General features: G+C 72.0%; 20 protein-coding genes. 10 read left to right on the forward strand and 10 right to left on the reverse strand.

Features of this window, described 5'->3' with window-relative positions; all coding sequences use genetic code 11:
* Nucleotides 1-77: 77 nt before the first annotated feature.
* Complete coding sequence (locus tag ABIE67_RS25715; protein ID WP_370261747.1) at nt 78-494, forward strand: SsgA family sporulation/cell division regulator; 417 nt, start codon at nt 78-80, stop codon at nt 492-494.
* Nucleotides 495-498: 4 nt separating this feature from the next.
* Here the strand turns inward: ABIE67_RS25715 and ABIE67_RS25720 are convergent, their stop codons facing one another.
* Nucleotides 499-1,230, reverse strand: coding sequence for a TSUP family transporter (locus ABIE67_RS25720; protein WP_370261749.1), 732 nt, complete (start codon nt 1,228-1,230; stop codon nt 499-501).
* 167 nt (nt 1,231-1,397) lie between these two features.
* On the opposite strand from ABIE67_RS25720, the gene ABIE67_RS25725 reads away from it, so the two are divergent.
* Together ABIE67_RS25725 and ABIE67_RS25730 are read left to right on the forward strand one after the other, a co-directional pair.
* A complete protein-coding gene (locus ABIE67_RS25725) occupies nt 1,398-1,592 on the forward strand; it encodes a hypothetical protein (RefSeq protein ID WP_370261751.1) in 195 nt (64 codons plus the stop codon).
* Nucleotides 1,593-1,760: 168 nt separating this feature from the next.
* Nucleotides 1,761-2,267 carry an SgcJ/EcaC family oxidoreductase gene (locus ABIE67_RS25730; protein ID WP_370261753.1) on the forward strand — a complete coding sequence of 169 codons (507 nt, stop codon included), beginning with the start codon at nt 1,761-1,763 and terminating at the stop codon, nt 2,265-2,267.
* Here the strand turns inward: ABIE67_RS25730 and ABIE67_RS25735 are convergent.
* From ABIE67_RS25735 to ABIE67_RS25750, 4 genes are all read right to left on the reverse strand, one after another.
* On the reverse strand, nt 2,233-3,618 hold the full coding sequence (locus tag ABIE67_RS25735; RefSeq protein WP_370261756.1) for a sensor histidine kinase: 1,386 nt from the start codon (nt 3,616-3,618) through the stop codon (nt 2,233-2,235). The two genes, ABIE67_RS25730 and ABIE67_RS25735, sit on opposite strands and share 35 nt — an antisense overlap.
* Complete coding sequence (locus ABIE67_RS25740; protein ID WP_370261758.1) at nt 3,615-4,319, reverse strand: response regulator transcription factor; 705 nt, start codon at nt 4,317-4,319, stop codon at nt 3,615-3,617. Before ABIE67_RS25740 ends, ABIE67_RS25735 begins: the two co-directional genes overlap by 4 nt.
* Nucleotides 4,320-4,420: 101 nt before the next feature.
* The gene (locus ABIE67_RS25745) at nt 4,421-5,608 is read right to left on the reverse strand and encodes a cytochrome P450 (protein ID WP_370261761.1); all 1,188 of its coding nucleotides are present in this window, start codon (nt 5,606-5,608) and stop codon (nt 4,421-4,423) included.
* Nucleotides 5,598-6,335: a tRNA-dependent cyclodipeptide synthase gene (locus tag ABIE67_RS25750; RefSeq protein WP_370268922.1), complete on the reverse strand. Its 738-nt coding sequence runs from the start codon at nt 6,333-6,335 to the stop codon at nt 5,598-5,600. The genes ABIE67_RS25745 and ABIE67_RS25750 overlap by 11 nt, the downstream gene beginning before the upstream one ends.
* Nucleotides 6,336-6,657: 322 nt before the next feature.
* On the opposite strand from ABIE67_RS25750, the gene ABIE67_RS25755 reads away from it, so the two are divergent.
* The 4 genes from ABIE67_RS25755 (at nt 6,658) to ABIE67_RS25770 (ending at nt 11,393) form a co-directional block, all read left to right on the forward strand.
* A complete protein-coding gene (locus tag ABIE67_RS25755; RefSeq protein WP_370261766.1) occupies nt 6,658-7,935 on the forward strand; it encodes an aspartate kinase in 1,278 nt (425 codons plus the stop codon).
* Nucleotides 7,935-8,999 carry an aspartate-semialdehyde dehydrogenase gene (locus tag ABIE67_RS25760; RefSeq protein ID WP_370261770.1) on the forward strand — a complete coding sequence of 355 codons (1,065 nt, stop codon included), beginning with the start codon at nt 7,935-7,937 and terminating at the stop codon, nt 8,997-8,999. The genes ABIE67_RS25755 and ABIE67_RS25760 overlap by 1 nt, the downstream gene beginning before the upstream one ends.
* Nucleotides 9,000-9,516: 517 nt before the next feature.
* Nucleotides 9,517-10,197, forward strand: coding sequence for a SigE family RNA polymerase sigma factor (locus ABIE67_RS25765; RefSeq protein ID WP_370261775.1), 681 nt, complete (start codon nt 9,517-9,519; stop codon nt 10,195-10,197).
* A 149-nt stretch (nt 10,198-10,346) separates the two neighbouring features.
* Nucleotides 10,347-11,393, forward strand: coding sequence for a hypothetical protein (locus ABIE67_RS25770; protein ID WP_370261779.1), 1,047 nt, complete (start codon nt 10,347-10,349; stop codon nt 11,391-11,393).
* Nucleotides 11,394-11,428: 35 nt separating this feature from the next.
* On the opposite strand, the gene ABIE67_RS25775 is transcribed toward ABIE67_RS25770, so the two are convergent.
* Nucleotides 11,429-12,232 (reverse strand): SURF1 family protein, encoded by an 804-nt coding sequence (locus tag ABIE67_RS25775; protein WP_370261783.1) that lies wholly within the window; start codon nt 12,230-12,232, stop codon nt 11,429-11,431.
* A gap of 133 nt (nt 12,233-12,365) precedes the next feature.
* Between ABIE67_RS25775 and ABIE67_RS25780 the strand changes: the two genes are divergently transcribed.
* Nucleotides 12,366-14,210 (forward strand): prolyl oligopeptidase family serine peptidase, encoded by a 1,845-nt coding sequence (locus ABIE67_RS25780; protein ID WP_370261786.1) that lies wholly within the window; start codon nt 12,366-12,368, stop codon nt 14,208-14,210.
* 192 nt (nt 14,211-14,402) lie between these two features.
* On the opposite strand, the gene ABIE67_RS25785 is transcribed toward ABIE67_RS25780, so the two are convergent.
* On the reverse strand, nt 14,403-16,325 hold the full coding sequence (locus ABIE67_RS25785) for an NAD-binding protein (RefSeq protein ID WP_370268927.1): 1,923 nt from the start codon (nt 16,323-16,325) through the stop codon (nt 14,403-14,405).
* Between the two features lie 261 nt (nt 16,326-16,586).
* On the opposite strand from ABIE67_RS25785, the gene ABIE67_RS25790 reads away from it, so the two are divergent.
* The gene (locus ABIE67_RS25790) at nt 16,587-17,588 is read left to right on the forward strand and encodes a permease (RefSeq protein WP_370261788.1); all 1,002 of its coding nucleotides are present in this window, start codon (nt 16,587-16,589) and stop codon (nt 17,586-17,588) included.
* Entirely contained in the window at nt 17,585-18,331 is a 747-nt protein-coding gene (locus ABIE67_RS25795; protein ID WP_370261790.1) for a TIGR03943 family protein, read from the forward strand. The genes ABIE67_RS25790 and ABIE67_RS25795 overlap by 4 nt, the downstream gene beginning before the upstream one ends.
* A gap of 4 nt (nt 18,332-18,335) precedes the next feature.
* On the opposite strand, the gene ABIE67_RS25800 is transcribed toward ABIE67_RS25795, so the two are convergent.
* The 3 genes from ABIE67_RS25800 to ABIE67_RS25810 form a co-directional block, all read right to left on the reverse strand.
* Nucleotides 18,336-18,944, reverse strand: coding sequence for a hypothetical protein (locus tag ABIE67_RS25800; RefSeq protein WP_370261794.1), 609 nt, complete (start codon nt 18,942-18,944; stop codon nt 18,336-18,338).
* Complete coding sequence (locus ABIE67_RS25805) at nt 18,941-19,294, reverse strand: hypothetical protein (protein ID WP_370261796.1); 354 nt, start codon at nt 19,292-19,294, stop codon at nt 18,941-18,943. Before ABIE67_RS25805 ends, ABIE67_RS25800 begins: the two co-directional genes overlap by 4 nt.
* Nucleotides 19,295-21,589: 2,295 nt before the next feature.
* Nucleotides 21,590-24,409: a caspase family protein gene (locus ABIE67_RS25810; RefSeq protein ID WP_370261798.1), complete on the reverse strand. Its 2,820-nt coding sequence runs from the start codon at nt 24,407-24,409 to the stop codon at nt 21,590-21,592.
* Nucleotides 24,410-24,423 lie beyond the last annotated feature (14 nt).

Consider the following 24,423-nt stretch of genomic DNA (forward strand, 5'->3'; position numbering starts at 1 on the left):
GCGGTCTCACAGGAGCATCCCGCACAACGGCCCCACCCGGCCGGTGCCCCCGCCACCCCCCGAATCGGAGTCCGACCATGCACGTCACCCTGGAGCAGCCGACCGGCGCCTGCCTGATCACCGCCGCGGACAAGGACATCGCGATACCCGCCACCCTCCGCTACACCTCGGCCGACCCGCTGGCCGTGCACCTCGACTTCCCGCCCCATGTCACGCTCGACGGCGAGGCCGCGACCTGGACGTTCGCCCGGGTACTGCTGAGCGAGGGCCTGCACACCCCCGCCGGGCTCGGCACCATACGGGTCCGGCCGTGCGGGTCGTCCCACACGTACGTGGAGTTCCACTCACCGGCGGGCACGGCGATGCTCCGGTTCGCCACCACCGACCTGTACCGCTTCCTGGCCCGCACCTACGCCGCGATCGCACCGGGCGAGGAGACGGTGGGGGCGGAGCTGGACCAGGGGCTGGTGGCGTTGTTCGGGGGCCGGGTGTGACGTCTCACAGCCCCCACACCCCCTTCCCCACCGCCGTCACCCCGCCCAGCAACGCCAACGCCAACACCGTCAGCCGGGCCCGCTCCTCGGAGGTCCGCGCGGCGAGCCACCTGCCGGTCAGCCCGCCGAGCGCCATCGCCGCGACCACGGCCGTCCACCGGGGCGGGCTCAGCTCCGGCACCCCGTTCGCCGCCACCGAGAACGCGTTGACGACGACCCCGTACAACTGCGCGTTCGGCACGAACTCCCGTACCGTCCAGCCCGCGTTGACGGCGTACAGGGACACCGGCGGGCCGCCCACCCCCGCCGCGGAGTTCATGAACCCGCCCACCGCGCCGGCCGCGACCGCACCCCGCCTGCCGCGCAGCGCCGGTACCCGGGCGCCGCGCAGGACCAGCAGTACGGAGGCCGTCACGAGGCCGCCCATGACCAACAGCAGGACGGGCTCGGGCAGTTGGCGGGTCATCCAGGCCCCCGCCGGGACCGTGCAGGCGGCCGCGGCGCACAACGGCACCATCGCGCCGGGCCGCACCTGCCGCAGGCCGCCCGCCAGGCCCACGACACTGATCGCTCCGGCCGCGCAGTTGGCGAGGACGACCCCCTGCGCCGGTCCCGGCAGCAGCACCAGGGCGGGTACGGCGACCAGGGCGAAGCCCATCCCCGTGAGCCACTGGACACAAGAGCCGAGCAGCACGGTGCCGGCCAGCAGCGCGTCGCCCGTCCACCCGCTCGCCATGCCCACCCCTCGACGTCCGCGCCCGCAGGCAGGAGTCCGCCGGTGGTGCAGCCCGCTACACCACGCCTTCGGGAGCGCACTCCCTCGTGGCTGACCTCGGCAAACGGGATCGTTGATCTCGTCAGGTCAACGGCCGCCGCGGCGGCCCCGCCCCGAAGGAAACCGCCATGAAGGCCCTGCTCTCCTCCCGCCCCGTCCTGTGGTTCCTGTTCCTCTTCAACGCCGTCGTCGCCGCGGCCGCCCCCTTCGTCGTCGACGGCACGCAGGGCATCATGTCCGCCGTCGGCATGGGCGTCGTATCCCTCGGCGCCGGGGCCGGGTTGGTGCGCGGACGCGGCCACAGGAAGGCTGCCGCTGTGTGATCGGACACTCACGCGGCGTGAATTGGTGACGCCCTGTCCCGGGGCTGTACGTCCGCTGCACGGCCCCTAACCGGCGCCAGGCGAATCTGGAGTCACTTCCACCGCAGAGGCAAGCGCCCGACAGGACGCGGAGGGAGGCGAACCCACCAGATCCGTCCGGGAGATGCGATGACTCGTCGTTCCATAACCAAGCGCGCAGCCATGGTCACCGCCACCGCCGTGGTCGCCGTCGGCACGGTCGCCGTCGGTGCCGCCGTCGCCGGGCCCTCGTGGGGTGAGAGCAAGCAGCCCACCAGGAAGCAGGTGCTCGGCCTGTTCGACCAGTGGAACGCGGCCCTGCAGACCGGCGACCCGAAGAAGGTGGCCACCCTGTACGCGAAGGACGCGGTCCTGCTGCCGACCGTCTCCAACAACGTCCGCTCGGACAAGGCCGAGATCGTCGACTACTTCGAGCACTTCCTGCAGAACAAGCCGGTCGGCACGAAGATCGAGTCGCACGTCGACGTCCTCGACTCCAACTCCGTGATCGACGCCGGCACCTACGAGTTCGCGCTCACCGACCCCAAGACGGGCGAGAAGAGCACCGTCAAGGCCCGCTACACCTACGCGTACGAGAAGCGGAACGGCGAGTGGCTCATCGTCAACCACCACTCCTCGAAGATGCCCGAAGGCTGATCCGCACGGACAGCCCGCCCCCGGGAGCGTCGCTCAGGGCCACCGTCCCGCCGTCGTCGGTCACCAGCTGCTTGACGACGGCGAGACCGAGGCCGGAGCCGGCCTTCCCGGTCAGGCCCTGGCCGCGCCAGAAGCGGTCGAAGGCGCGGGACTTCTCCGCGTCCGACATACCGGGGCCCTCGTCGTCCACCGACAGGATCACCTCGTCGCCCCTCGGCTCCACCCGGACCGTGATCGTGCCGCCGTCCGGTGACACCTCCAGGGCGTTCGAAAGCACGTTGTCCAGCACCTGGTCCAGATGACCGGGGCTGGTCAGCACAAGCGGCCGGCCGTCGGCACTCCCCCCGAGCGTGATGGTGACTCCACGCTCGTCGGCGGCCGGCCTCCACACCGCCAGCCTCTCCCGCACGATGTCCCACAGGGGGAGCGGTTCCGCCGCGGTGACCTTCGCCTCCGCCCGCGCCAGCACCAGCAGGCCGTTCACCAGCCGGTTCATCCGCACGACCTCCGCGGTCGCCTGCTCGACGTCCTCCCTGACGAAGTCGTCGTCCACCCCGTCCGCGATGTTGTCCAGCGACAGCCGCAACGCGGTGAGCGGGGTACGGAGTTGGTGCGAGGCGTCGGCCACGAAGATGCGCTGGGCCGCGACCAGCGTGTCCAGGCGTTCCGCGCCCTGGTTGAGGGTGCGCGCCAGCGTCTGGGTCTCCGGGGGGCCCGTCACGGGGGAGCGGGCGGTCAGATCACCGTCGCTGAACTTGCTCGCCATGTCGTTGAGCTGGCGCAGCGGCCGGGTGATACGCCGGGCCGCCGCGGCGCCGATCACGGCGGCCACGCCGAGGACGACCACCGCGAGTCCGGCGCGGAAGCCCCAGATCTGCCACAGCCTGCCGGTCATGTCGTGGGTCGAGTACACGATGCGTACGGCGCCCACGACCCGGCCGGTATTGCGGCCGTCGAGGGCCACCTCGCTCTGGCGGGCGGCAACCGTGATCTTCAGCTCCGGTCCCCAGATGAAGGAGGAGCCCCAGTCGGTCGTGGGCTCGCCCGTCTCGAGGGCCTTGGTGAGGGCCGCGTCCTGTTTCGGGCTCGGCAGGCTCGTGTCGCAGCGCTCGGTCAGCTCGACGTCGCCGGGTGTCCGACTGCCGAACGCGTCGGCCATCTCCACCAACGCCGCGCACGACGGTGCGTTCCCGTTGCCGAGCAGCAGGGCCATGGTCCTGGCCTCGCGCATGACGGAGTCCGCGGTGTCGTCCCGCAGCTGGTCGGTGAGCGTGAAGGCGACCGGCACGGTGAACAGCGCGATCGCGACGGCGACGAGTCCGACGTAACTGCGGATGAGCTGACGGATCATGACGCGCCGCTACCGCCGTCGCCCTGGCCGCCCTTGACGATCTCCAGCCGGAACCCGACCCCCCGCACCGCCTCGATCGTGATCGCCCCCGCCAGCTTCCGCCGCAGCGCCGCCACATGCACGTCCAGCGTCTTCGTCGGGCCGAACCAGTTGGCGTCCCAGACCGCCTCCATGATCTGCTCGCGCGACATCAGCGCCCCGGGCTCCTCGGTGAGGAAGGCCAGCAGGTCGTACTCCTTGGGCGCGAGGGTGACCTCCTCGCCGTCCAGGCGCACGCGGGCCGCCTTGCGGTCGATGGTGAGGCGGTCGCCGTATCGGTCCGGGCCGGCCTCGGCGGCGGCCGCGCGGGGCTGCATCCGGCGCATCACCGCGCGTATCCGCGCGATGACCTCGCGGACCCCGAACGGCTTGGACACGTAGTCGTCGGCGCCGAGCTCCAGCCCGACCACCCGGTCCGTCTCGTCGCTGCGCGCGCTGATCACGATGATCGGTACGTCGCCGCGTTCGCGCAGCGCCTTGCAGACGTCGAGACCGTCGGTGTCGGGCAGGCCGAGATCGAGGAGTACGACGTCGTAGGGGTCGGCGTGGCTCAGCGCCGCGGCACCCGTGGTGACCCAGGCCACCTCGAAGCCGTAGCGCAGCAGGCCGCGCCGGAGCGACTCGGCGACCGGTTCGTCGTCTTCCACCAGAAGTACGCGCACAGGCGAACCATAGTGGTTGAACTTTAAAGACGACCGGACGCCGAGCCTGTGAACAGGCGATAAGCGGGTAAATCGGCTGCCACTCGACTGCTACCCGGTCGCTACCACATGATCGGCAACCGCTCCGGGATCCGCTTCATGAACCCGGTCCGCCACACCAGCTGCTCGATCGGCACCGCGAGCCGCAGCCCGGGCATCCGCTCCAGCAGGGTCTCCAGGGCGATCTCGGCGTGCTTACGGCCGAGGGCGGTGGCGGGGCAGTAGTGGCGGCCGCCGCCGAAGGAGAGGTGGGCCGTGGCGTTCTCGCGGGCCAGGTCGACCGTCTGCGGGTCGGGGAAGGCGGACGGGTCGAAGTTCGCGCCCTCGACCAGGACCAGGACCAGCTCGCCCGCCTTCACCTCCACCTCCCCCAGCCGTACGTCCTCGGTCGCCAGCCTCGGCAGACCGTCGCCGATGGACAGGTTGACGCGCAGGAGCTCGTCCACGGCGGCGGGGACCAGGGTGCGGTCGGCGAGGAGACGGGCGTGCAGGTCGGGGTGCTGGATGAGCGACACCAGCGCCATGGTCAGGAAGCCCGCGGTGGAGATGACCCCCGCGCCGAACATGGTCACCCCGACCGTCGCGAGCATCTCGTCGGTGAGGTGGCCGTAGTCCGGGTCCGCGCGCAGGGCGGCGAGCTCGGCCATCAGGCCCGTCGTCGCCGGGTCGTCGAGCCGCTTGGTCATGTATGCGATGTCGCGGTCCCAGTTGAGCCGGGCACCCGTGACCGGGCAGGCCGAGTTCATGAACGCGATGTCCAGGCTCCGCATCAGCCGGGGCGCGTCCTGCGGCGGGATGCCGAGGATCCGGCAGTGCATGCCCGCCGAGTACGGGTCGGCGAAGCCGCCGCGCAGGTCCGCCGGAGCGCCCTCGCGGATCAGTCCGTCGACGAGTTCGGCGGCGTAGGACCGCATCCACTCCGCCAGGCCGGGGCTCTTCGGGTTCAGCGCCTTCAGCACGGCCTTGCGCAGCCCGGCGCCGGTGATGTTCCCCATGTTGTTGACGACCTCGGGCGGGATCGTCAGTGCGTACTGGCGGGGCACGCCCGGGGCCGAGGTCTCCTTCAGGCTGAAGCGCGGGTCTTCCAGGACCTGCTTGCACAGGTCGTACGACGACACCAGCCAGGCCTCGTCGCCGGCGATGGTGCGGACCCGGCGTACCGGGGTCGTGGTGCGCAACTCCTCCACCTCTGACGGGAGTTGGTCGCCGCGCCAGGAGAACGGGAAGTCGATGAGGGTTTCAGTGGGCATCGGTGGCTCCCTCTGCGGGCGTCACGATGGCGTGCCCCTGGTTGCGGGAGGCGCGCAGGCCGGCGCCCCGGGAGTAGAGCAGCTCGGCCATCGGCAGGAGCTGGTGGTAGCAGTTGAGCGAGGAGGGGACGCCCAGGATGGCGGGGGTGTCCAGGAAAAGGGGTGCCTCGGCGCAGACGTAGGCCAGGCAGACCTCGCGCTGCGCGTCGCTCGCGCGCCCCGCCTTCTCGGCCAGGAAGGAGTCGACGAGCTTCTCGCAGGTCGTGCGGAACTCGTCGTCGGTGGCCAGGCGGGCCTGCAGGTGGTCGTGGATCTCGCGGTACGCCGGGTTGCCGCGGAAGTCCGACATGGCGTGCGCGTACAGGCGGGTGCCGCCGGGGTCGACGGCCTGGACCGCGCCCAGGACCTTGGCCCGCACCCCGCGCAGGTTCTTCACCGCCTTGCGGCGCGCGTCGTCGGGCGGATAGCCCGACGCCGCGTACATCTCGGCCACGTACAGGTCCGTGTAGACGAAGTCCACCCGCTCGAAGAGGGCGAGGCCCCAGCGGGCCAGGTCGTGGACGCGGCGGGCGGAGAAGTAGCTGTTGCCGGGGGAGACGCCGATGACGGCGTGGTCGCCTGCGGTGCGGATGACCTCGCAGTGGGGCGTGAAGGGCCGGCTCTCGAAAAGGCCGGCCGGGAAATCCGGATCGGCTTGCGTGACGTGCTGGATCTCTGAAGCGGTCACAGTCGTCAAAGGAGGAGGATCCTTCGCGTCGCTAGTCCCGATGGAGCCTTGTGCCCCTGGTGTGGCGACGACGACGCGAAGTTAGCGGTCGACTACGGAGAGCGTCAATGGCCGATTTCGCGCCCCGCGTCCTTCCGGCGGGCGCCGGGGGCGCGTGTGCCCCCTCAGCCCCCGAGTGAACTGCACCACTAAACCGGTTGCCCCACCCCTGGCCGGGCAGACACCACTCCGAGCGCCGGATCTCACCATCTGGGAACCCCAAGGTCGAATTCGGACGCTCGTTAGACTGAGCCGACACACACGGACTGAGCGAGGAGCGCACGTGGGCCTTGTCGTGCAGAAGTACGGAGGCTCCTCCGTAGCCGATGCCGAGGGCATCAAGCGCGTCGCCAAGCGGATCGTGGAAGCCAAGAAGAACGGCCACCAGGTGGTCGCCGTGGTTTCCGCGATGGGCGACACGACGGACGAGCTGATCGATCTCGCCGAGCAGGTATCCCCGATGCCTGCCGGGCGCGAGCTCGACATGCTGCTGACCGCGGGAGAGCGGATCTCGATGGCCCTGCTGGCCATGGCGATCAAAAACCTGGGCCACTCGGCCCAGTCGTTCACCGGCAGCCAGGCAGGTGTCATCACCGACTCGGTCCACAACAAAGCCCGGATCATCGATGTGACGCCGGGCCGGATCCGTGACTCGCTGGACGAGGGCAACATCGCCATCGTCGCCGGCTTTCAGGGCGTCAGCCAGGACTCGAAGGACATCACCACGCTGGGGCGTGGCGGGTCCGACACCACCGCTGTCGCGCTGGCCGCCGCCCTCGACGCCGAGGTCTGCGAGATCTACACCGACGTCGACGGCGTGTTCACCGCCGACCCGCGCGTGGTCAAGAAGGCGAAGAAGATCGACTGGATCGCCTTCGAGGACATGCTGGAGCTGGCCGCGTCCGGCTCGAAGGTGCTGCTCCACCGCTGTGTGGAGTACGCCCGCCGCTACAACATCCCGATCCACGTCCGGTCCAGCTTCAGCGGACTTCAGGGCACGTGGGTCAGCAGCGAGCCGATCGATCAAGGGGACAAGCACGTGGAGCAGGCCATCATCTCCGGTGTCGCGCACGACACCTCCGAGGCCAAGGTCACGGTCGTCGGTGTGCCGGACAAGCCGGGCGAGGCCGCCGCGATCTTCCGGACGATCTCCGACGCCGAGATCAACATCGACATGATCGTGCAGAACGTGTCCGCCGCCTCCACCGGCCTGACGGACATCTCCTTCACGCTGCCGAAGTCCGAGGGCCGCAAGGCCATCGACGCCCTGGAGAAGAACAAGAGCGGCATCGGCTTCGACTCCCTGCGCTACGACGACCAGATCGGCAAGATCTCCCTGGTCGGCGCCGGTATGAAGACCAACCCGGGTGTCACGGCCGACTTCTTCAAGGCGCTGTCCGACGCGGGCGTGAACATCGAGCTGATCTCGACCTCCGAGATCCGCATCTCGGTCGTCACCCGCGCCGACGACGTCAACGAGGCCGTCCGCGCCGTGCACTCCGCTTTCGGACTCGACTCCGACAGCGACGAGGCTGTCGTGTACGGGGGCACCGGGCGCTGATGGCGGGAATGGCGTCCCGTCGACCGACGCTCGCGGTCGTGGGTGCAACCGGAGCCGTCGGCTCGGTCATGCTCCAGATCCTGTCCCAGCGGGCGGACATCTGGGGCGAGATCCGTCTGATCGCCTCGCCGCGCTCGGCCGGCCGCAAGCTGGCCGTGCGCGGTGAACAGGTCGAGGTGGTGGCGCTCACCGAGGAGGCCTTCGCCGGGGTCGACGTCGCGATGTTCGACGTACCCGACGAGGTGTCCGCCCGGTGGGCGCCGATCGCCGCCGCCAAGGGCGCGGTGGTGGTGGACAACTCGGGCGCCTTCCGCATGGACCGGGAGGTGCCCCTCGTCGTCCCCGAGGTCAATCCGCACGCGGTCCGGATGCGGCCGCGCGGGATCGTCGCCAACCCCAACTGCACCACCCTCTCCATGATCGTGGCGCTGGGCGCGCTGCACGCCGAGTTCGGGCTGCGCTCCCTGGTGGTGTCCTCGTACCAGGCGGTGAGCGGGGCCGGGCGGGCCGGCGTGGAGACCCTGCGCCGGCAGCTGTCCATGGTCGCCGGCACGGAGCTGGGGACCAGCCCCGGTGACGTACGGCGGGCCGTCGGCGACGACACCGGGCCGTTCCCGGAGCCGGTCGCGCTGAACGTCGTGCCGTGGGCCGGGTCGCTGCGCGAGGACGGCTGGTCGTCGGAGGAGATGAAGGTGCGGAACGAGTCCCGCAAGATCCTCGGACTGCCGCAGCTGCCGGTCGCGGTGACCTGTGTGCGGGTGCCGGTGCTGACCGGGCACTCGCTGACCGTGCACGCCCGCTTCGAGGGCGAGGTCACGGTCGCCAAGGCGCGCGAGATCCTGGCCACCGCGCCGGGGGTCGTGCTGTACGACGACCCGGAGGCCGGGGAGTTCCCGACGCCGTCCGACGTGGTGGGCACGGACCCGACCTGGGTCGGCCGGGTGCGGCGCGCGCTCGACGATCCGACGGCGCTCGAACTCTTCGTCTGCGGGGACAACCTGCGCAAGGGCGCGGCCCTCAACACCGCGCAGATCGCGGAGCTGGTGGCGGCGGAGTTGCGGTGAGAGCCCGTGAACAAACCCCCGTCGTCCGCCCGTAGGGCGGGTGCTGCGGCGTTCGGTAACGCGGCGAGCGTGCGTGCCGGGCGTCGCAGCACAGGCGGGGGTTTGTTCACGGGCTCTCAGGTGCCGGTGGCGCCGGAAAACTCCTGGGCTCCGAACGGATCGTTTGTAGGATCTGTGTGAAAAGTGTGAGCCGATCGATGGTCCGGACCACTTGAACCGGACACTATCGGCAGTTGAAGATTTTCCTCCCCGCTCTGCAACCGCTTGCAGGGCGGGGTGCGTCTTTGCGGTCGCCCTTATGGGGCGCGGAGACGCGTTTTCCGGCGTGGGGACGCCGGATGGGCAGGGCGTGGGGACGCCCGCCCATATGGGATATAAGGGAAGAGCGGGTAGGCATGTGGGCGTTTGACGCACGGTCAGCTGTGCTGCCTGGCGCGAGACGGTCGGTTGCGGAAGCTGTCGCAAAAGTGACGTCCGGCACGTACAACCCTCGCGGGGGGATGCGTGTCCAACTGGCGTGGCAGAGGTACTCGACTTCACTGCGGCGACCCGCGGCACGGCCCTACGGCCGCCCCGCCGGCCCGTCCGATCCCGCATGCCCGGTGCGCCCGGCGGCATGCCGGTGATCGCGCCCATGCCCGCAGCGCGGCCCGCCCGCATACCCAGTCAGCGCGACGGCGCCGAGGCCGAGAACGACGCGGCGGCCGGCACGACCGTCGACCATCTCACCGAGACCTACCGGGCCCACTACCGCTCGCTGCTGGGTCTCGCGGCCCTCCTCCTCGACGACACCGCCTCCTGCGAGGACGTCGTCCAGGAGGCGTTCATCCGCGTCCACTCCGCGCGCAAGCGCGTCCGTGACCCGGAGAAGACGCTGGCGTACCTCCGTCAGACGGTCGTCAACCTCTCCCGCTCCGCCCTGCGCCGCCGGATACTCGGTCTGAAGCTGCTGTCGAAGCCGATGCCCGACATGGCGAGCGCGGAGGAGGGGGCGTACGACCAGCTGGAGCGGGACTCCCTCATCAAGGCGATGAAGGGTCTGCAGCGCCGGCAGCGCGAAGTGCTGGTCCTGCGGTACTTCGCGGACATGACCGAGGCGCAGGTCGCCGAGACGCTCGGCATCTCGCTGGGCTCGGTGAAGGCGTACGGCTCGCGTGGCATCGCGGCGCTGCGGGTCGCCATGGAGGCGCCGGCATGAGCGAGGACCATGACGAGCGGCGCGGTCCGCACGTCCCTGACCAGCCCTCCGGGGATCCCCCCACGCCCTTCGGGCCGGGGGGGAGGACCGAGCCGGCCGGGCGGCCGGACAAGCAACAGCCGAAGCAATCGCACGCTGGGAACGGAACTGTGAACCACGGCCCCGACGAACAGGGCCCCGAGGGGTTCGACTCGGATGAGCTGGCACTGCGCCGCCTGCTCCATCACGCGGTCGAGGAGATCGAGCCGCGCGACGGCACGCTGGACCATCTGCGCCGGGCGGTGCCGGCCCGGCGGGCGCGCAAGCGGCAGGCGCTCGTCGGCGCGGCGGCCGCGGTGCTCTTCGTCGGCACCGCCGTCCCGGCCCTGGTGCACGTCTCCAACTCCACCGGCTCCAACGTCAACTCGTCCAACGCCGGCCATGGCGAACAGGCGCAGGGGGGCGCCGGTCAGGGCAAGGAGACGGAGGGCGGCGAGAGCACGTCCGGCGGCTCCTCGGGGAAGACCGAGGACAAGGACAAGGGGAGCGAGAAGGACGAGGACAAGGGCACCGGCACCGGTACCGGTCCGGGTACCGGCTCGGGGAGCCCCACCGACCCCTTGGCGACCAGCCCGGCCGGCGTCGCCGCGTGCACCGCCGAGCAGCTCGGCACGTCCGGCGGGACCACCGACCTCCCCGAATCGTCGGGCACGGTGTACGGCACCTTCACCTTCAGCAACGTCTCCACCGCCGACTGCACGGTGAGCGGCCCGGGCGGGGTCAGCCTGGTCACGGCGGGCGCGGCGGACAGCACGAAGATCTCCGACCTGCGGCATGTCGCCGGTGACGCGGCGGCCGGCCTGCCCGACCCGTCCCTGGAACTCACCGCCCTCGTCCTCAAGCCGGGCGACTCCTACCAGGTCAAGTTCGGCTGGGTCCCCTCGGCGACCTGCCCCACGACGGGGGAGAGCGACGGCGGCACGGGCGACCCCTCGCCCGACCCGACCCCGACCGAGAACACCACCGGCGCGACGGAGGGCACCTCCACGGGCGGTGAGACCGGCACCTCCACCCAGCTGCTGAGGGAGGACACCACGGCCGACGGAAGCGTCACGATCTCCCTCACCGCGGAGGCGGGAGCGCCGACGGCTTCGGTGACGGTGTCCAACGCGTGCGCGGGGGTCGTGTACTGGACGGGCGTGCTGCAGGGGGTGTGAGGGCGCAGGGGGTCTGAGGGCGGGACGCCCGGCGGTCAGGCGCCGGTCTTCTCCGGGGCCGGAACGCCGCTGGGCTCCCCCTCGGGCAGCAGGCCCAGTTCCGCGTCCCGGATGGACTCCACCTCGCGGCGGAGGAGGCGGAACCACATGAAGACCACGAAGCCCGCGAAGACGAACCACTCGCCGGTGTAGCCGAGGTTCTGGAACGCCTTCAGATCGAGGCCGGTGTCGCTGGGGGCGGCCGCCGGGACCGGCTTCATACCGGAGTCGGCCTTGCCGAGGGTGATCCAGGCGTCGTAGACGTCGTACGGCACCAGGTTCACCAGCGTCGCCGCGCTGATCGCCGCCGTCTGGCCGGCGGGCAGGCCCCCTTGCGCCGGCACGCCGTTCTCACCGGGCACCTCGGACGCCTGGAGCGCGCCGGTGACCGTGACCTCGCCGGTGGGCGCGGCGGGGGCCTCGGCCCGGCCGGCGTCGCCCGGCAGCCAGCCGCGTACCACCGGCAGGGCCTTGCCGTCGTCGGTGTGCAGCAGCGTCAGGACGTAGTAGCCCTGCCGGTCGTCCAGCTCCCGGCCCGGCACGAGCAACTGCTTGCCGTACCGTCCGCTCGCGGTGACCTGCCGGCCCGACGTCGCCTTGTCCACCGGCAGCAGCTCGGTGAGCGGACGGGGCGCCTCGTGCTCGGCCTTCTCGGCCAGCTCACCGGCGGTGCGATGGTCCTGCACCCGCGCCTCGAACCGGCCCAGCTGCCACGACCCCATGAACACGCAGAAGGGGATGGCGAGCAGCACGAAGACGTTGATCCCCCACCAACGGGGCGTCAGCAGAAACCGGTACACGCACTCAACGGTACGGGGCTCCTGGGGAGGGTCCGGCCGCGGGGTCGGTGCCGCTCGGGCAGGGCGTGAAAGTTATCCACAGGCTGGGGGCCTCGCCAGCGGATTGTCGGCGGGGCCAGGCACTATGGGATCCATGACTGACAGCCACGGGTCCGATTCGCGGGATCACCACATGCGGGACAAGGGCATTGCGGACAAGGGCGTGCCGGACTGGGAGAAGCGCTTCCGGGCGCCGCGGGTGTCGCTGCCCGACTGGGCCGAGGACGCACCGGACCGCTCCTTGTTCGTGTCGAACGCCACAGGGACGTACGAGCTGTACGCCTGGGACCGTTCGACAGGTGAGCAGCGTCAGGTGACCGACCGGCCGAACGGCACGACGGACGGGGTGCTCTCCCCGGACGGCGCGTGGATCTGGTGGTTCGACGACAAGGACGGCGACGAGTTCGGCGTGTGGCGCCGCCAGCCGTTCACCGGCGGTGAGGACGAGCTCGCCGCGCCGGGCCTGGACCCGTCGTACCCGGCGGGCCTCGCCCTCGGCCGGGACGGACGTACGGCGATCGTGGGCCGCTCGACGGACGAGGACGGCACGACGATCCATGTGGCCCGGATCGGCGAGCCCCCGGTGGAGATCTACCGGCACCGCGAGTCCGCGGGCGTCGGCGACCTCTCGCACGACGGCTCGCTGATCGCCGTCGAGCACACCGAGCACGGCGACGCGATGCACTCGGCGCTGCGCGTCCTGCGCCCCGACGGCTCTGCGGTCGCCGAGCTCGACGACACCAAGGGCGGCACCGAGGAACTGGGCCTGGAGGTCCTGGGCTTCGCCCCGGTGACCGGCGACGCGCGCCTGCTCATCGGGCACCAGCGGCGCGGCCGCTGGGAGCCGCTGGTGTGGAACGTGGCGACGGGGGAGGAGACGGACCTCGCCCTGGAGCTGCCGGGTGACGTCAGCGCGGAGTGGTATCCGGACGGGGCCGCGCTGTTGATCGCGCACAGCTTCGAGGCCCGCAGCGAGCTGTTCCGGTACGAACTGGCCGGGCGTGAGCTGGTGCGGGTCCCGACTCCCGCGGGGTCCGTGTCGGGGGCGACGGCCCGCCCGGACGGCAGCGTGGAGTACCTGTGGTCGTCGGCGGCGGAGCCGTCGGCGGTGCGGTCGACGACGGGGCGCGTGGTCCTGGATCCGCCCGGCCTGAAGTCCCCCGGCTCGGTCGCGGTGGAGGACGTGTGGGTGGAGGGCCCCGGCGGCCGCATCCACGCCCTGGTGCAGCGGCCGGAGGGCACCGAGGGCCCGCTGCCGACGGTCTTCGACATCCACGGAGGCCCGACCTGGCACGACAGCGACGCGTTCGCGGCGGGCCCGGCGGCCTGGGTGGACCACGGTTACGCGGTGGTCCGGGTCAACTACCGCGGCTCGACGGGCTACGGGCGCGCGTGGACGGACGCGCTCAAGCACCGGGTCGGGCTGATCGAGCTGGAGGACATCGCGGCGGTCCGCGAGTGGGCGGTGACGTCCGGCCTGGCCGACCCGGCCCGCCTCATCCTCACCGGCGGTTCGTGGGGCGGCTACCTCACCCTCCTCGGCCTCGGCACCCAGCCGGACGCGTGGACGGTGGGAATCGCTGCGGTCCCCGTCGCCGACTACGTCACCGCGTACCACGACGAGATGGAGGCCCTGAAGGCCCTGGACCGCACCCTCCTGGGCGGCACCCCTGAGGAGGTCCCCGAGCGCTTCGAGGCATCGTCACCGCTGACCTACGTCGACCAGGTGAAGGCACCGGTCTACATCTCGGCCGGCGTGAACGACCCGCGCTGCCCGATCCGGCAGGTCGACAACTATGTGAAGCGGCTGGAGGCCCGCGGGGCGGTGCACGAGGTGTACCGGTACGACGCGGGGCACGGGTCGCTGGTGGTGGACGAGCGGATCAAGCAGGTGCGGCTGGAACTGGACTTCGCGGAGCGGCACTTGAAGGCTCGTTGAGCCCGTCCGGCGTTTGAGGACGAGGCATTTTCAGCCCGTCCGGCGTTTGAGGACGAGGCCGTAGGCCGACAGCGGGGGTCCAGGGGGCGGCAGCCCCCTGGCGGGGTGGAAGGGGCGGAGCCCCTTCAAGGGATGGGACGGGTAGGGGCGGCGGGGGCGAGAAACGGCGTACACCGCCCGCCCGGCGACGGCCTACGCCCCCGCCCGCTCCCGCGACCGCCTCCCCAGCAGCTCCGCCAGCCCCCGCCGGGTGGCGGCCAGGACGACCCGGTCCTCCTTGTGGAGGACGTACGTGTCGGGCAGGTCCCACACCCACCCCGACGTGCCGCCCCCGCGGGGCTCCTCGTACGCCTCCTCCACCGCCGGTTCCTCCCGGCCACCGTCGCGGCGTTCGTCCCGTCCGGAGCGGTCCAGGGCCAGCACCCGCCAGGCGCCCGCCCGGAAGGCCTCGCCGACGGTCTTGTCCTCAAGCTGTGGATGACCGGCCACGTCGACCGCCGCGAACAGGAGTACCCGCCGCTCGACGGGAATCGCCCCCAGGATCTGGCGCCCCATCATCGCCCCGGCGAACGCGGGCGCGGCCAGATGGGTCACGCTGCGGCTGCGGGTGGAGGCGTAGGGGTGCGCGGCACGCAGGGTGCGGTAGACGGCGGTGGCGAAGTCGTCGTCGTACAGACGCAGGACCACACGGAGGTCGGGGCGGACGGAGCGGGCGTACAGCGCGGCTTCGAGGTTCGTCGTGTCGGCGCTGGTCACCGCGAGGAGGGCGTGCGAGCGGTGGATCTTCGCGGCCTCCAGGACGCCTTCCTGGGTGACGTCCCCGAGCACCACCGGCACCCGCAGCCGCCGTGCCGTCGCCATCCCGCGGGCCTCGGGGTCGGACTCGACGCACACCACGGGGATGTGCAGTTCCCGCAGCCGGGTCAGGACCCGGGTGCCGATCTTGCCGAGGCCGAGCAGGACCACATGGCCGCCCAGCCCGCGCGGCGGTTTGCGCAGGGCGGACGCGGTGCGGAAGGTGCCGAGGGCCTCCAGCACCGCGGCGAGCAGCACCGGGAGCAGCAGCAGACCGGTCAGCCCGGACAGGAGCTGGAGGATCTGGCGGGCCATGGACTGGTGGAGGGCGGGCTCGTTGATGGCGAAGAGATCGAGGAGGGTCATGTAGGTCGCGTACAGCGGGTGTTCCCCGGTCACCACCGTCAGCGCCACGGCCAGCGCCGCGACACACCCCACCAGCCCGGCCAGCGACCACCGCAACCGGCGCGAGAACAGGGAGGCGAACGACGGTACGACGCTCCGGCCCGACGGCAGGGACGGGCCCGCGTACGACACCTGTTCCAGGACGACGGTGCCCCGTCCCCGGGCGCCCTGCACGGCTGCCTCGTCCGGCAGCAGCAGCGGGCCCTGGTCCCCGCTGCCCTCCGAACCGTCCGTTCCGGCCGGGTCGTTGCTGGTCGTGGACAGCAGGGCCAGCGTCGCCAGTCCGGCCGGGGGCGTCTGACCGGGGCGCGGGGGCGGGCGCTCCACCGCGCGCAGCAGCAGGCCGTCCGTCTGGACGACCTTGGTGGTGCCGGCGACAGCCGTGGCGGCCAGCGCGGGGGCGGCCGTGTCGGCGTCGGACAGGACGGTCGTGGAGGCGTCCAGGCCGGCGTCCCCCACGCCGGTCGCCAACGCGGCGGCCTGGTCCAGGAGTTCCTCGATGTGCTGGCCCAACCGGCGGTTGTACAGGCGCAGGACGAGCCGGAGGCGGGGGTTGAGACGGCGGGCGGTGAGGGCGGCGCGGATGTTGGTCTCGTCGTCGTCGTAGACGAGGGCGAGCGCGGCGGCCCGTTCCACGCCCGCGTCGGCGAACGCGGCCTCGGTGGCCTCGGCGGCCTCCACCACCCGGATGTTCCCGGCCGGTTCGCTGCCGCCGCCGACCCCGCCGCCCGTGCGGCCCACGGCCGCGGTCACCGCGCCGAGCAGCGCCGCCGACGCGGCCCGGGCACGGCCCACGACGGGTGGTCGTACCGTGCGTTCGGAGGGTGGCACGACGAGCGTGACCTGTTCTCCGTACACCCCGCGCAACTCGGCGGCAAGCCGGTGCGCGAGCCCGTCGTCGCCGCACACCACCATGTGCGCGGCCGTGTCACTCCCCAGGCCCTGATTCGGAACGCTCCCCACGAGGGAAAAGACTGCCTCATAGTGACGGGTGGTTCCAGAAGCGCCCCTCCGCGACCGAACCTTCGCAACTGAACCTCCGCGACCGGACCTTCACGACCGGACCTTCACGACCGAACCTCCGCCGAACTCCCCGACTGAACGTCCCCGCCCCGCCGGCCGTACTGGAGGGGAGGGAAACCAGCGCCCTTACGCACCACCGGAGGTACCTCGCCCGTGGCGATTACCAAAGCGGCCCCGCAGGAAACCGGCGGGGCCGGGCAAGAGGGCCGGCACCTCGACTCCCCGCTCCTCCTCACCATGCTCATGGTCGTGCTGGTGCTCCTGCAGAGCCCGATCCGCCGCGCGCTCTCCGCGCCGGTCATGCAGAGCTGGACGACGGTGTTCGTCGCGGTGATGGTCCAGGCGCTGCCCTTCCTCGTGCTGGGCGTGCTGCTCTCGGCGGCGATCGCGGTGTTCGTGCCGCCGTCCTTCTTCGCCCGTGCCCTGCCCGGCCGACCCGCCCTCGCCGTCCCGGTCGCCGGAGCGGCGGGCGCGGTGCTGCCCGGTTGCGAGTGCGCCTCCGTGCCGGTGGCCGGGGCGCTGGTCCGCCGCGGCGTCACCCCCGCCGCGGCGCTGACGTTCCTGTTGTCCGCCCCCGCGATCAACCCGATCGTGCTGACGGCGACGGCGGTCGCCTTTCCCGGCAACCCGGAGATGGTCCTGGCCCGGCTGGTCGCCAGCCTGCTGGTGGCGTGCGCGATGGGCTGGCTGTGGCTGCGTCTGGGCCGTACGGACTGGCTGAAGCCGCCCTCCCACCCGTCCCACGACGGCCAGAGCAGGGGCGAGGCCTTCTGGGGCTCCGTCCGGCACGACGTGATGCACGCCGGCGGCTTCCTGGTGGTTGGCGCGATGGCGGCGGCGACACTCAAGGCGGTGGCCCCGGAGAGCTGGCTGCGCGCGGCGGCCGACAACCCGGTGCTGTCGGTCCTCGCCCTCGCGGTCCTCGCGGTGGTGCTGTCGATCTGCTCGGAGGCGGACGCGTTCGTTGCGGCGTCGCTGTCGCAGTTCTCGCTCACGGCCCGGCTCACCTTCCTCGTCGTGGGCCCGATGATCGACCTGAAGCTGTTCGCGATGCAGACGGGCACCTTCGGCCGCGCCTTCGCCCTGCGCTTCGCACCGGCCACCTTCGCGCTGGCCGTGGTCGTGTCGGTGCTGGTCGGGGCGGTGATCCTGTGAACCGCCAGGCCCAGTCGGCAGTCCTGTTCCTGCTGGGCGCGTCCCTGCTGCACGCGGGCACCACCGACCTCTATCTCCGGTACGTCAAGCAGGGCCTGCGCCCGCTCGTGCTGGTGTCCGGCGCGGTGCTGATCGCGGCGGCGGTGGCGACCGTCTGGTACGAGCGGAAGCGGGTCCAGCGGCACAAGGGCCGCGCGGACGAGGCGACCCACGCTCACCCCGAACCCCACCCCCACCGCGAACCCCGAGTCGCCTGGCTCCTCGTCCTCCCCCTCTTCGCCCTGATCCTGGTCGCCCCGCCCGCCCTCGGCTCCTACAGCGCGACCCGCACCGGTACGGCCCTCCAGGAACCCCTCGCCTACCCCGCCCTCCCCGCCGCCGACCCCCTGCGCCTGAGCGTCGTCGACTACGCGGGCCGCGCCGTCTACGACCACGGCCGCACCCTCCGCGACCGCCGGGTCCAGCTCACCGGCTTCCTGGCGCTGGACCGCGACGGCGCCCCCTACCTGGTCCGCATGGCCCTCAACTGCTGCGCCGCCGACGCCCAGCCGGTCAAGGTCGCCCTCACCGGCCAGGTCCCCCCGGTCCTCCAGCCGGACACCTGGCTGCGGATCACCGGCACCTACACCCCGCGCCGCACCGAGGACCCGGTCAACGGCGGCCCCATCCCGTTCATCGAGGTCACTGAGGCGAAGCCGGTGGCGGCGCCCACGGATCCGTATGACGAGAGCTGGAACAACTGAGCTCCTAAGGGGCCGCCGTGCCACAGCTCCCGACCGGCGTGACCCTCACGACCGTCGCCTGCGGCACGGACACCGCACCGCCGCGCTCCGTACGGACCACCACCCCCTTGCGGTCGGCCTCCACCAACTCCCCGCACACCACGTCCGAGCCCGTGCTCACCTCGACCAGGTGGGTGGCGGCGGCCCCGGTGGTCGCCCACGCGAGGACCACGGCCCCGACCACCAGCACCACCCCCACCACACAGCAGACCGACGCCCGGCCCAGCGCCCGCGTCACCCGGGACACCTCGCGCTCGGTCCAGCGCCTGAGGGACTGGCCGCCGAGCAGGATCTCGGCGCCGGGGACACCGTGGGCCGCCCGAACGGCCAGCAGGGAGCCCGCCGTCACCAGCACGAAGGCGGTCAGGAGGAGGCCGGTCGCCGTGGAGCGGGCCCACTGGGGCAGTTCGGCCAGGTTGTCCCGGCCCTTCAGCAGCACGAGCACCGCCAGCAGGGTGGTCAGCCCGGTGAGGCCGGTACGCCAGCCCTCGGCCTGTCTGCGCAGCTCCGACAGCTGGGTGAACTCCAGCTCACGCGCGAGTTCGGCCCACCGCCGGTCGGACCAGGCGCTCACCGGCGGATCCGCCAACTCGCCCCGCAGCCGCGGTAGGAGGTGTCCGGCGGGCACTGCGGGTGGGGGTGACCGCATTCGCAGAAGTGCACCTCGTGGGAGAGCGGGTCCTCTGGGCCGGGGGCCGGGTCCCTGCCCAGTATGAGGTTCAGCACGCCCTTCGATCCCGTTCCGGGCATGCCCCAGGGGAACAGGGTCTCCGTACGGCCGTGGCAGCGCGGGCAGGTTCCGGCGACGACGACTCCGGTCCCGTCCGGGGTGGGGCGCTGGGCGAAGGGGGTGGCGTCGACCTCGCCGAGGTCCTGTTCGGCGTACGGCTTGGCGTGGTCGTGGCGTCTGCGGTGCGTGGTCATGCCTTGTCCTCGTCGGGGGGTGGGTGCTCGTCGGCGGGCGCTAGGTCGAGCCCGAACAGTCCCGCGTACGACTCCAGCCGCTCCCGGACCCGTCCGGGGGTCTCGCCGGCCGCCTGAGCGGAGCGGAGCAGGCGTTCCCGGCTCACCGGGCCGGTGAGGGCGGGCAGTCTTCCGTCGAGGTGCGCGGACAGGATCACCAGGTCCTGCCAGTGGGGTACGGCGTCGGGGATGTCCTCGGGGATCGACGGTGGTGTCTCTTCGAGGGGGAGGTACGGGGTGAGGCGGCGCTCCCAGGTGTGCCGTACGGACTCGCCGAGGCGGCCGGCGATGCTGAGCAGGTCCAGGGGGACCAGGGCGGTTCCCTGCGCGGTGACCCGGTATGCCGGGTCCACCGCTATGGCGTCGCGGCTGTCGGGAACGTCGTCGGGCAGTGCGGCCACGGCCTCGGCGTTCAGCTCCGGGACGAGGGCGCCGATGGCGCGCAGCGGAAGCAGTGCCAGGTACGCCGTACGCGCGCCCTTGTGCTTCGCACGGGCGTAGGTGACGAGGCGCTGCGGAGTGAGCGGTATCCAGCGTGGGCTCTCGAACCACTCGAAGTCCTCGTCCTCCTGCATCCCGTGCTGGGTCGTGCCGTGCTCGACGAGTGCGGCCGCCTCGTCCCTTCCCGGCCGCATCTTCCGCAGTCCTTTGGGGAGTTCGGCCGTGACGAGGTCCGGATCGAGGTCGCGCTGCCGTACTTCGCGGTACGCGGTCTTCCACATGAACGACAGCTTTTCCTGGTACTGCTGGCTCGCGGTGAACAGCACGGCGGGTGTGGCCGGCACGGGGTAGTCGGCCCCGTCCCACGAGGGATCGGTGCCGGAGAACGCGTACTTGGCGGGCGTCGTCATGTCGTCGTCCCAGGCCCGCAGCAGTCCCCCCGCGTTCGGGAGCCGCACCCCGCATGCGCGCAGTTCGTCGACGTACCAGGAGAGTTCCTCGCAGGACCACTCGTGCGGCCGGACGAACGCGAGGTCCCGCAGCGCGACGCCGTCCTCCAGGCGTACGCCGATGTTGTGCAGCCAGGCCACCAGGGAGCCCGTCCCGGGCGACGGGACGACGCCCCGTCCGGTGCCGCCCTTCCTGTATCGCCGCCGGTAGGCCAGCCCGAGGGTTTTCGCCTGCTCGGCGAGGATCCGCTCAGCCTTGCGCAGGGGGATCCCCCACTCGGCCGCCAGGTCCACGGCGGCGGCCCACGGCAGGGTGGGAGGGCCCTCGCCGTCCTCCGTGACATAGCGCCGTAGTACGGGGAAGAGGCCCTCCGGTACGGCCGCCCACCGGTCGACGGACTCACGGTCGGGAACCGGCCGGCCGAGCCAGCCGAACTCGGCCATGCGTTCCCGCACCTCCTCGGGAGCGTGGCCCGTCGCCCCGGCCACCGTGCGGACGTCCCAGGGGGTGGTGGCGGGCCGCCAGATGTTCACGTCCTCGCGGAGGTAGAGAAGCAGCAGATCCTCCTCGGTGCAGACGCGGTCGTCATGACCTTCGGGTACGGCGGGCAGCGGCTGGGGCAGGAAGGGCGCGTACTTGGCGCACGCCTCGGCCAGCTCGCTGAGGGGGAGGCCATGGTCGGCGGACGTACGGACGATGCCGCTGAGGTCGTAAGGCGGGTGTCGGTAGTAGATCTCGGCGCTGGACTTCCGTCGGGAGCCGCCGCGGGACTCGGCCGCGAAGTCGGCCAGGGGGTCGGGCTCCGCGCCCAGGAGCCCGGTCATGAGGTACCGGTCGATGTGGTCCGGCTCCCAGCCCAGGTCACCGTCGTGGAAGACCGCGGGTCCGGCCAGCCGGGGGTGGACGATGCGCAGACCCCGTGTCGCGCGCAACACGTCGGTCATGGTCGCGTCCTGCTCGTAGGCCACGACCACGGCGTCGCGCCAGTCGCCGTTGGCCCTGGCCGCGATGTCGGCCCACCCGGGCTCCGGCACGGGATGACCGGTGAGCGAGAGCGGGGCGGCCTCGCCGCGGGCACGATGGCTCCGGCCGAGCGCGGCGGATCGCCAGGGGCGCACGGCGCGCTGGAGCCACCCGTCGTCGGCCCGGCCCGCCTTGCCGTCGAGGGACGGGTCCAGCCTGAACCAGCCCACCTCGTCGAGGTCCACCGTCCGGCCTTCGCCGGTCGTGACCCGGATGCCGTGTCCCTGCCATTCCCGCCACAGGAGCTTGGCCAGCGAGACCTTCAGCATCTCGATGGACCGAAGCCACGAGAGGCTCAACCCGGACCACCCGGCGAGTGCGTGGGCGTGTGCGCGCATCTGCTCACGGGCCCACCTGGTGTCGTAGCTCTCCAGTTTGTTGCGGTTCACGCTGAGTTCGCCGGCGTGCATACCGGTCAGATTGAGGACGTAGCCGAAGGGGGTCCGGTCGGTGACGATGCCGTCGCACACGATGGCGCCGGCGCCGTCGACCCACCACAGGGTGCCGGGAGCCGCCTCGACGGCCGAGTCCGCGGCGCCCCCGATCACGCTGTCGCCGCCCTGGAGGTGCCCCGGCAGCCAGTTCTGTTCCTGGCCGTCCGCGGCCCGCACCCGCAGGTCGAACTCGCTGACCAGGACCAGGGCCCGCAGTGTCGCGAGACACGAATCCCCGGTGAGCGTGTACGGGTCGCGCAGATACAGCCGGACCCGCGTCCCTCCCTCCGGCAGCACCGCCCCACCCGACTCGTCCTCCTCCCGCACCCGGAACAGACTTCCGCTCACTGGGATCTCCACCCGCAGCGCCCTCTCGGCCGGGCGTCCGTCCGTGCCCACCGGGCGGGTCACGATGGTCATGGCGTCGGCCAGCATGAAATAGCTGAACACGCCGATCCCGAACCGGCTGTTGGGGTACAGCCGCAACGACGGGTCGTGACGCAGCCAGGCGGCCTGCTCGCGGCGGAAGGAGTGGGACTGGTCGAAACGCCGCCCGGCCCGGGTGAAGGTGCCCTTCAGCTGGTCGACGCTCATGCCGACGCCGTTGTCCGCGCACTCGACGTACCGGCCCCGGCTGTCCTCGCCCATCTCGATACGGATGCCGCCCGCCCAGTCCCGGGGCCCCCTTCCCGCAGCCGCGCAGGTAGCGGACCCGCATCTCCCGGTACCGGCAGGCGTCCATCGCGTTCTGGTACAGCTCGCGCAGGGCCAGGGAGGGTTTGCCGTCGTAGAGCCGCTTGCCCATCAGCAGCCGGCGGATCTCCGTCTGGGCGAGGGAGAAACGGGCGGGCGGCACGTCGTAGGCGGCCAGCCCCCGTTCCTCGTCCGGTCGCAGCCGGTGATCGGTCAGCCGTGCGGGCAGGTTGCGCAGTAGGCCGCCCTCGTCGTCGGGGAGCCGCTGCGCCGTCTCGCGCAGCGCGTAACCGAGTTCGTCGGCGCCCTCGACGAGTTCCGTGAGTGCGGCATGGAGCGCGGGGTGCCGGCACACCGCGTCCAGATGCAGGTACGAGGGCGCGCCGCCGTCCTGGTCGAGCCGGTCGAGGTCCCAGACGGCGTCTCGCAGCACGGTGATGACGTCACGCGGCACCACCGGATCGGACACGACGAGGTGCTCGGCGAGCACCTCCGGCAGGCGCCGGGTGTCGAAGGCGAGCAGTCCGGCGAGGCGCAGTAACGCGGCGAGGGGGCGTACACGCAGACGCTGCGGCGTCTTCCGTACGACATGACGGGCGGGCAAGGGCGGCCGCTGTCCGTCGGGCGGGGCGCCGAGGACGATGCCCGCGGCGACTGCCCGCAGTGCCGTGGACAGCTGAGCCGCCCGCCCGGTCGGCTCCGCCGGCGCGGCCCCGAGCAGCCGGGCCACGAAACCGTTGGCCGGCCCGGGCGGCACCGCCTCCTCGTCGGTGGCGAACCGTTCCGCGATCCAGTTGTGGACCAGCCACAGGGTGACGGCGTTGCGGTCGTCCGAGGGGTCGCTCTCCCACCAGTGCCAGTGGGCCAGCTTCTCGGCCACCTGGGGATGGTGCTCGGCGATCTGCTCGTAGTGCCGCCGCTGGTCGTCGGCGCCGGGGTCGCGGCGTACGTGCTGCGGGTGGAGTTCGGCGGCCTGGCTCAGCCGGTCGGCCCAGGCGGCCTCGTGCAGCAGCACACCGGCGATGAGCGCGGTGACCTCCAGGGCGGACAGTTCGGCGTCCTTGGGCAGGAGGAGGGGGAGCCGGTCGGTCAGCAGGCGTACCGGGAACTCGTCGTCGGCCCAGGGGTCGGGCAGGCGCTGCTGGGCGTGGTGCACCAGGCGGGCGGCATCCTCGGCGAGCGAGGTCAGACAGTCCTGGAGACGAGCGACGACCTCCGCGTCACCGTCCCGTACGTGATCCCAGAGGACGGGAGTGCGCACGACGTCCAGCCAGGCCTCCAGCAACCGTCTGCCCCGGGCGACCTCCCGGCCCCTGGTCTCGGCCTCCAGGTCGCTGCCGTAGCGGATGAGCACCTGCTGCGGCTCCGTCCGTGCCCGCCGGGCGAGCTCCCGGGTCCGCTGCCGCGCCCACTGATACACCTGCTCGACCGTCGTGGCCTCGGTGAGCGGGTCGAAGGCGTGCGCGAGCGCCAGCGAGAAGAAGCTGCCGCTCTCCGCGAAGCCGCTGCGCTCTCCGGGCGCGCAGCCCGTCATCATCGCGAAGCCTCCGTGCCGAGGGCCCCGGGTGACATGGCTGCCGAAGGCGGCTTCCCCTCCGTCCTCGGCCGAACGGCAGGCGTCGATCAGCCACAGCACGGTGCCGGCGCCGCAGTCGGTCACATATCTGCTGATGTCGGCGTCCAGCAGGGACTCGCGGATGTGGGGGCGGTCCCAGTCCGGATCGCCGTCCGCGGGAGCCAGCCCGTCGGCCGGTACCAGGTAGTCGGTGTCGCCGATGCGTACCCCGTGACCCGTGAAGTAGAGGAGCAGCGTGCTGTCGGCGCGGGCGGCCCTGGACAGGGTGGTGACGCGCTCGGTGATCTCGTTGCGCTGGGGGTCGCGCAGCGTGTGGACGGTGTAGCCGCTGCCGTGCAGCGCCGCCTTCATGGCGCGCAGATCCGCGTCGACCGTCGCCCGCAGCGAGGGGAGCCGGTGCTCCGCGCCAGGGTTGTCACCGACACCGACGAGGAGAGCCGTACGACGTGCTTCTTCCACCTGCGCCCCCTGTT

Source organism: Streptomyces sp. V4I8, assembly GCF_041261225.1.
Classification (GTDB): domain Bacteria; phylum Actinomycetota; class Actinomycetes; order Streptomycetales; family Streptomycetaceae; genus Streptomyces.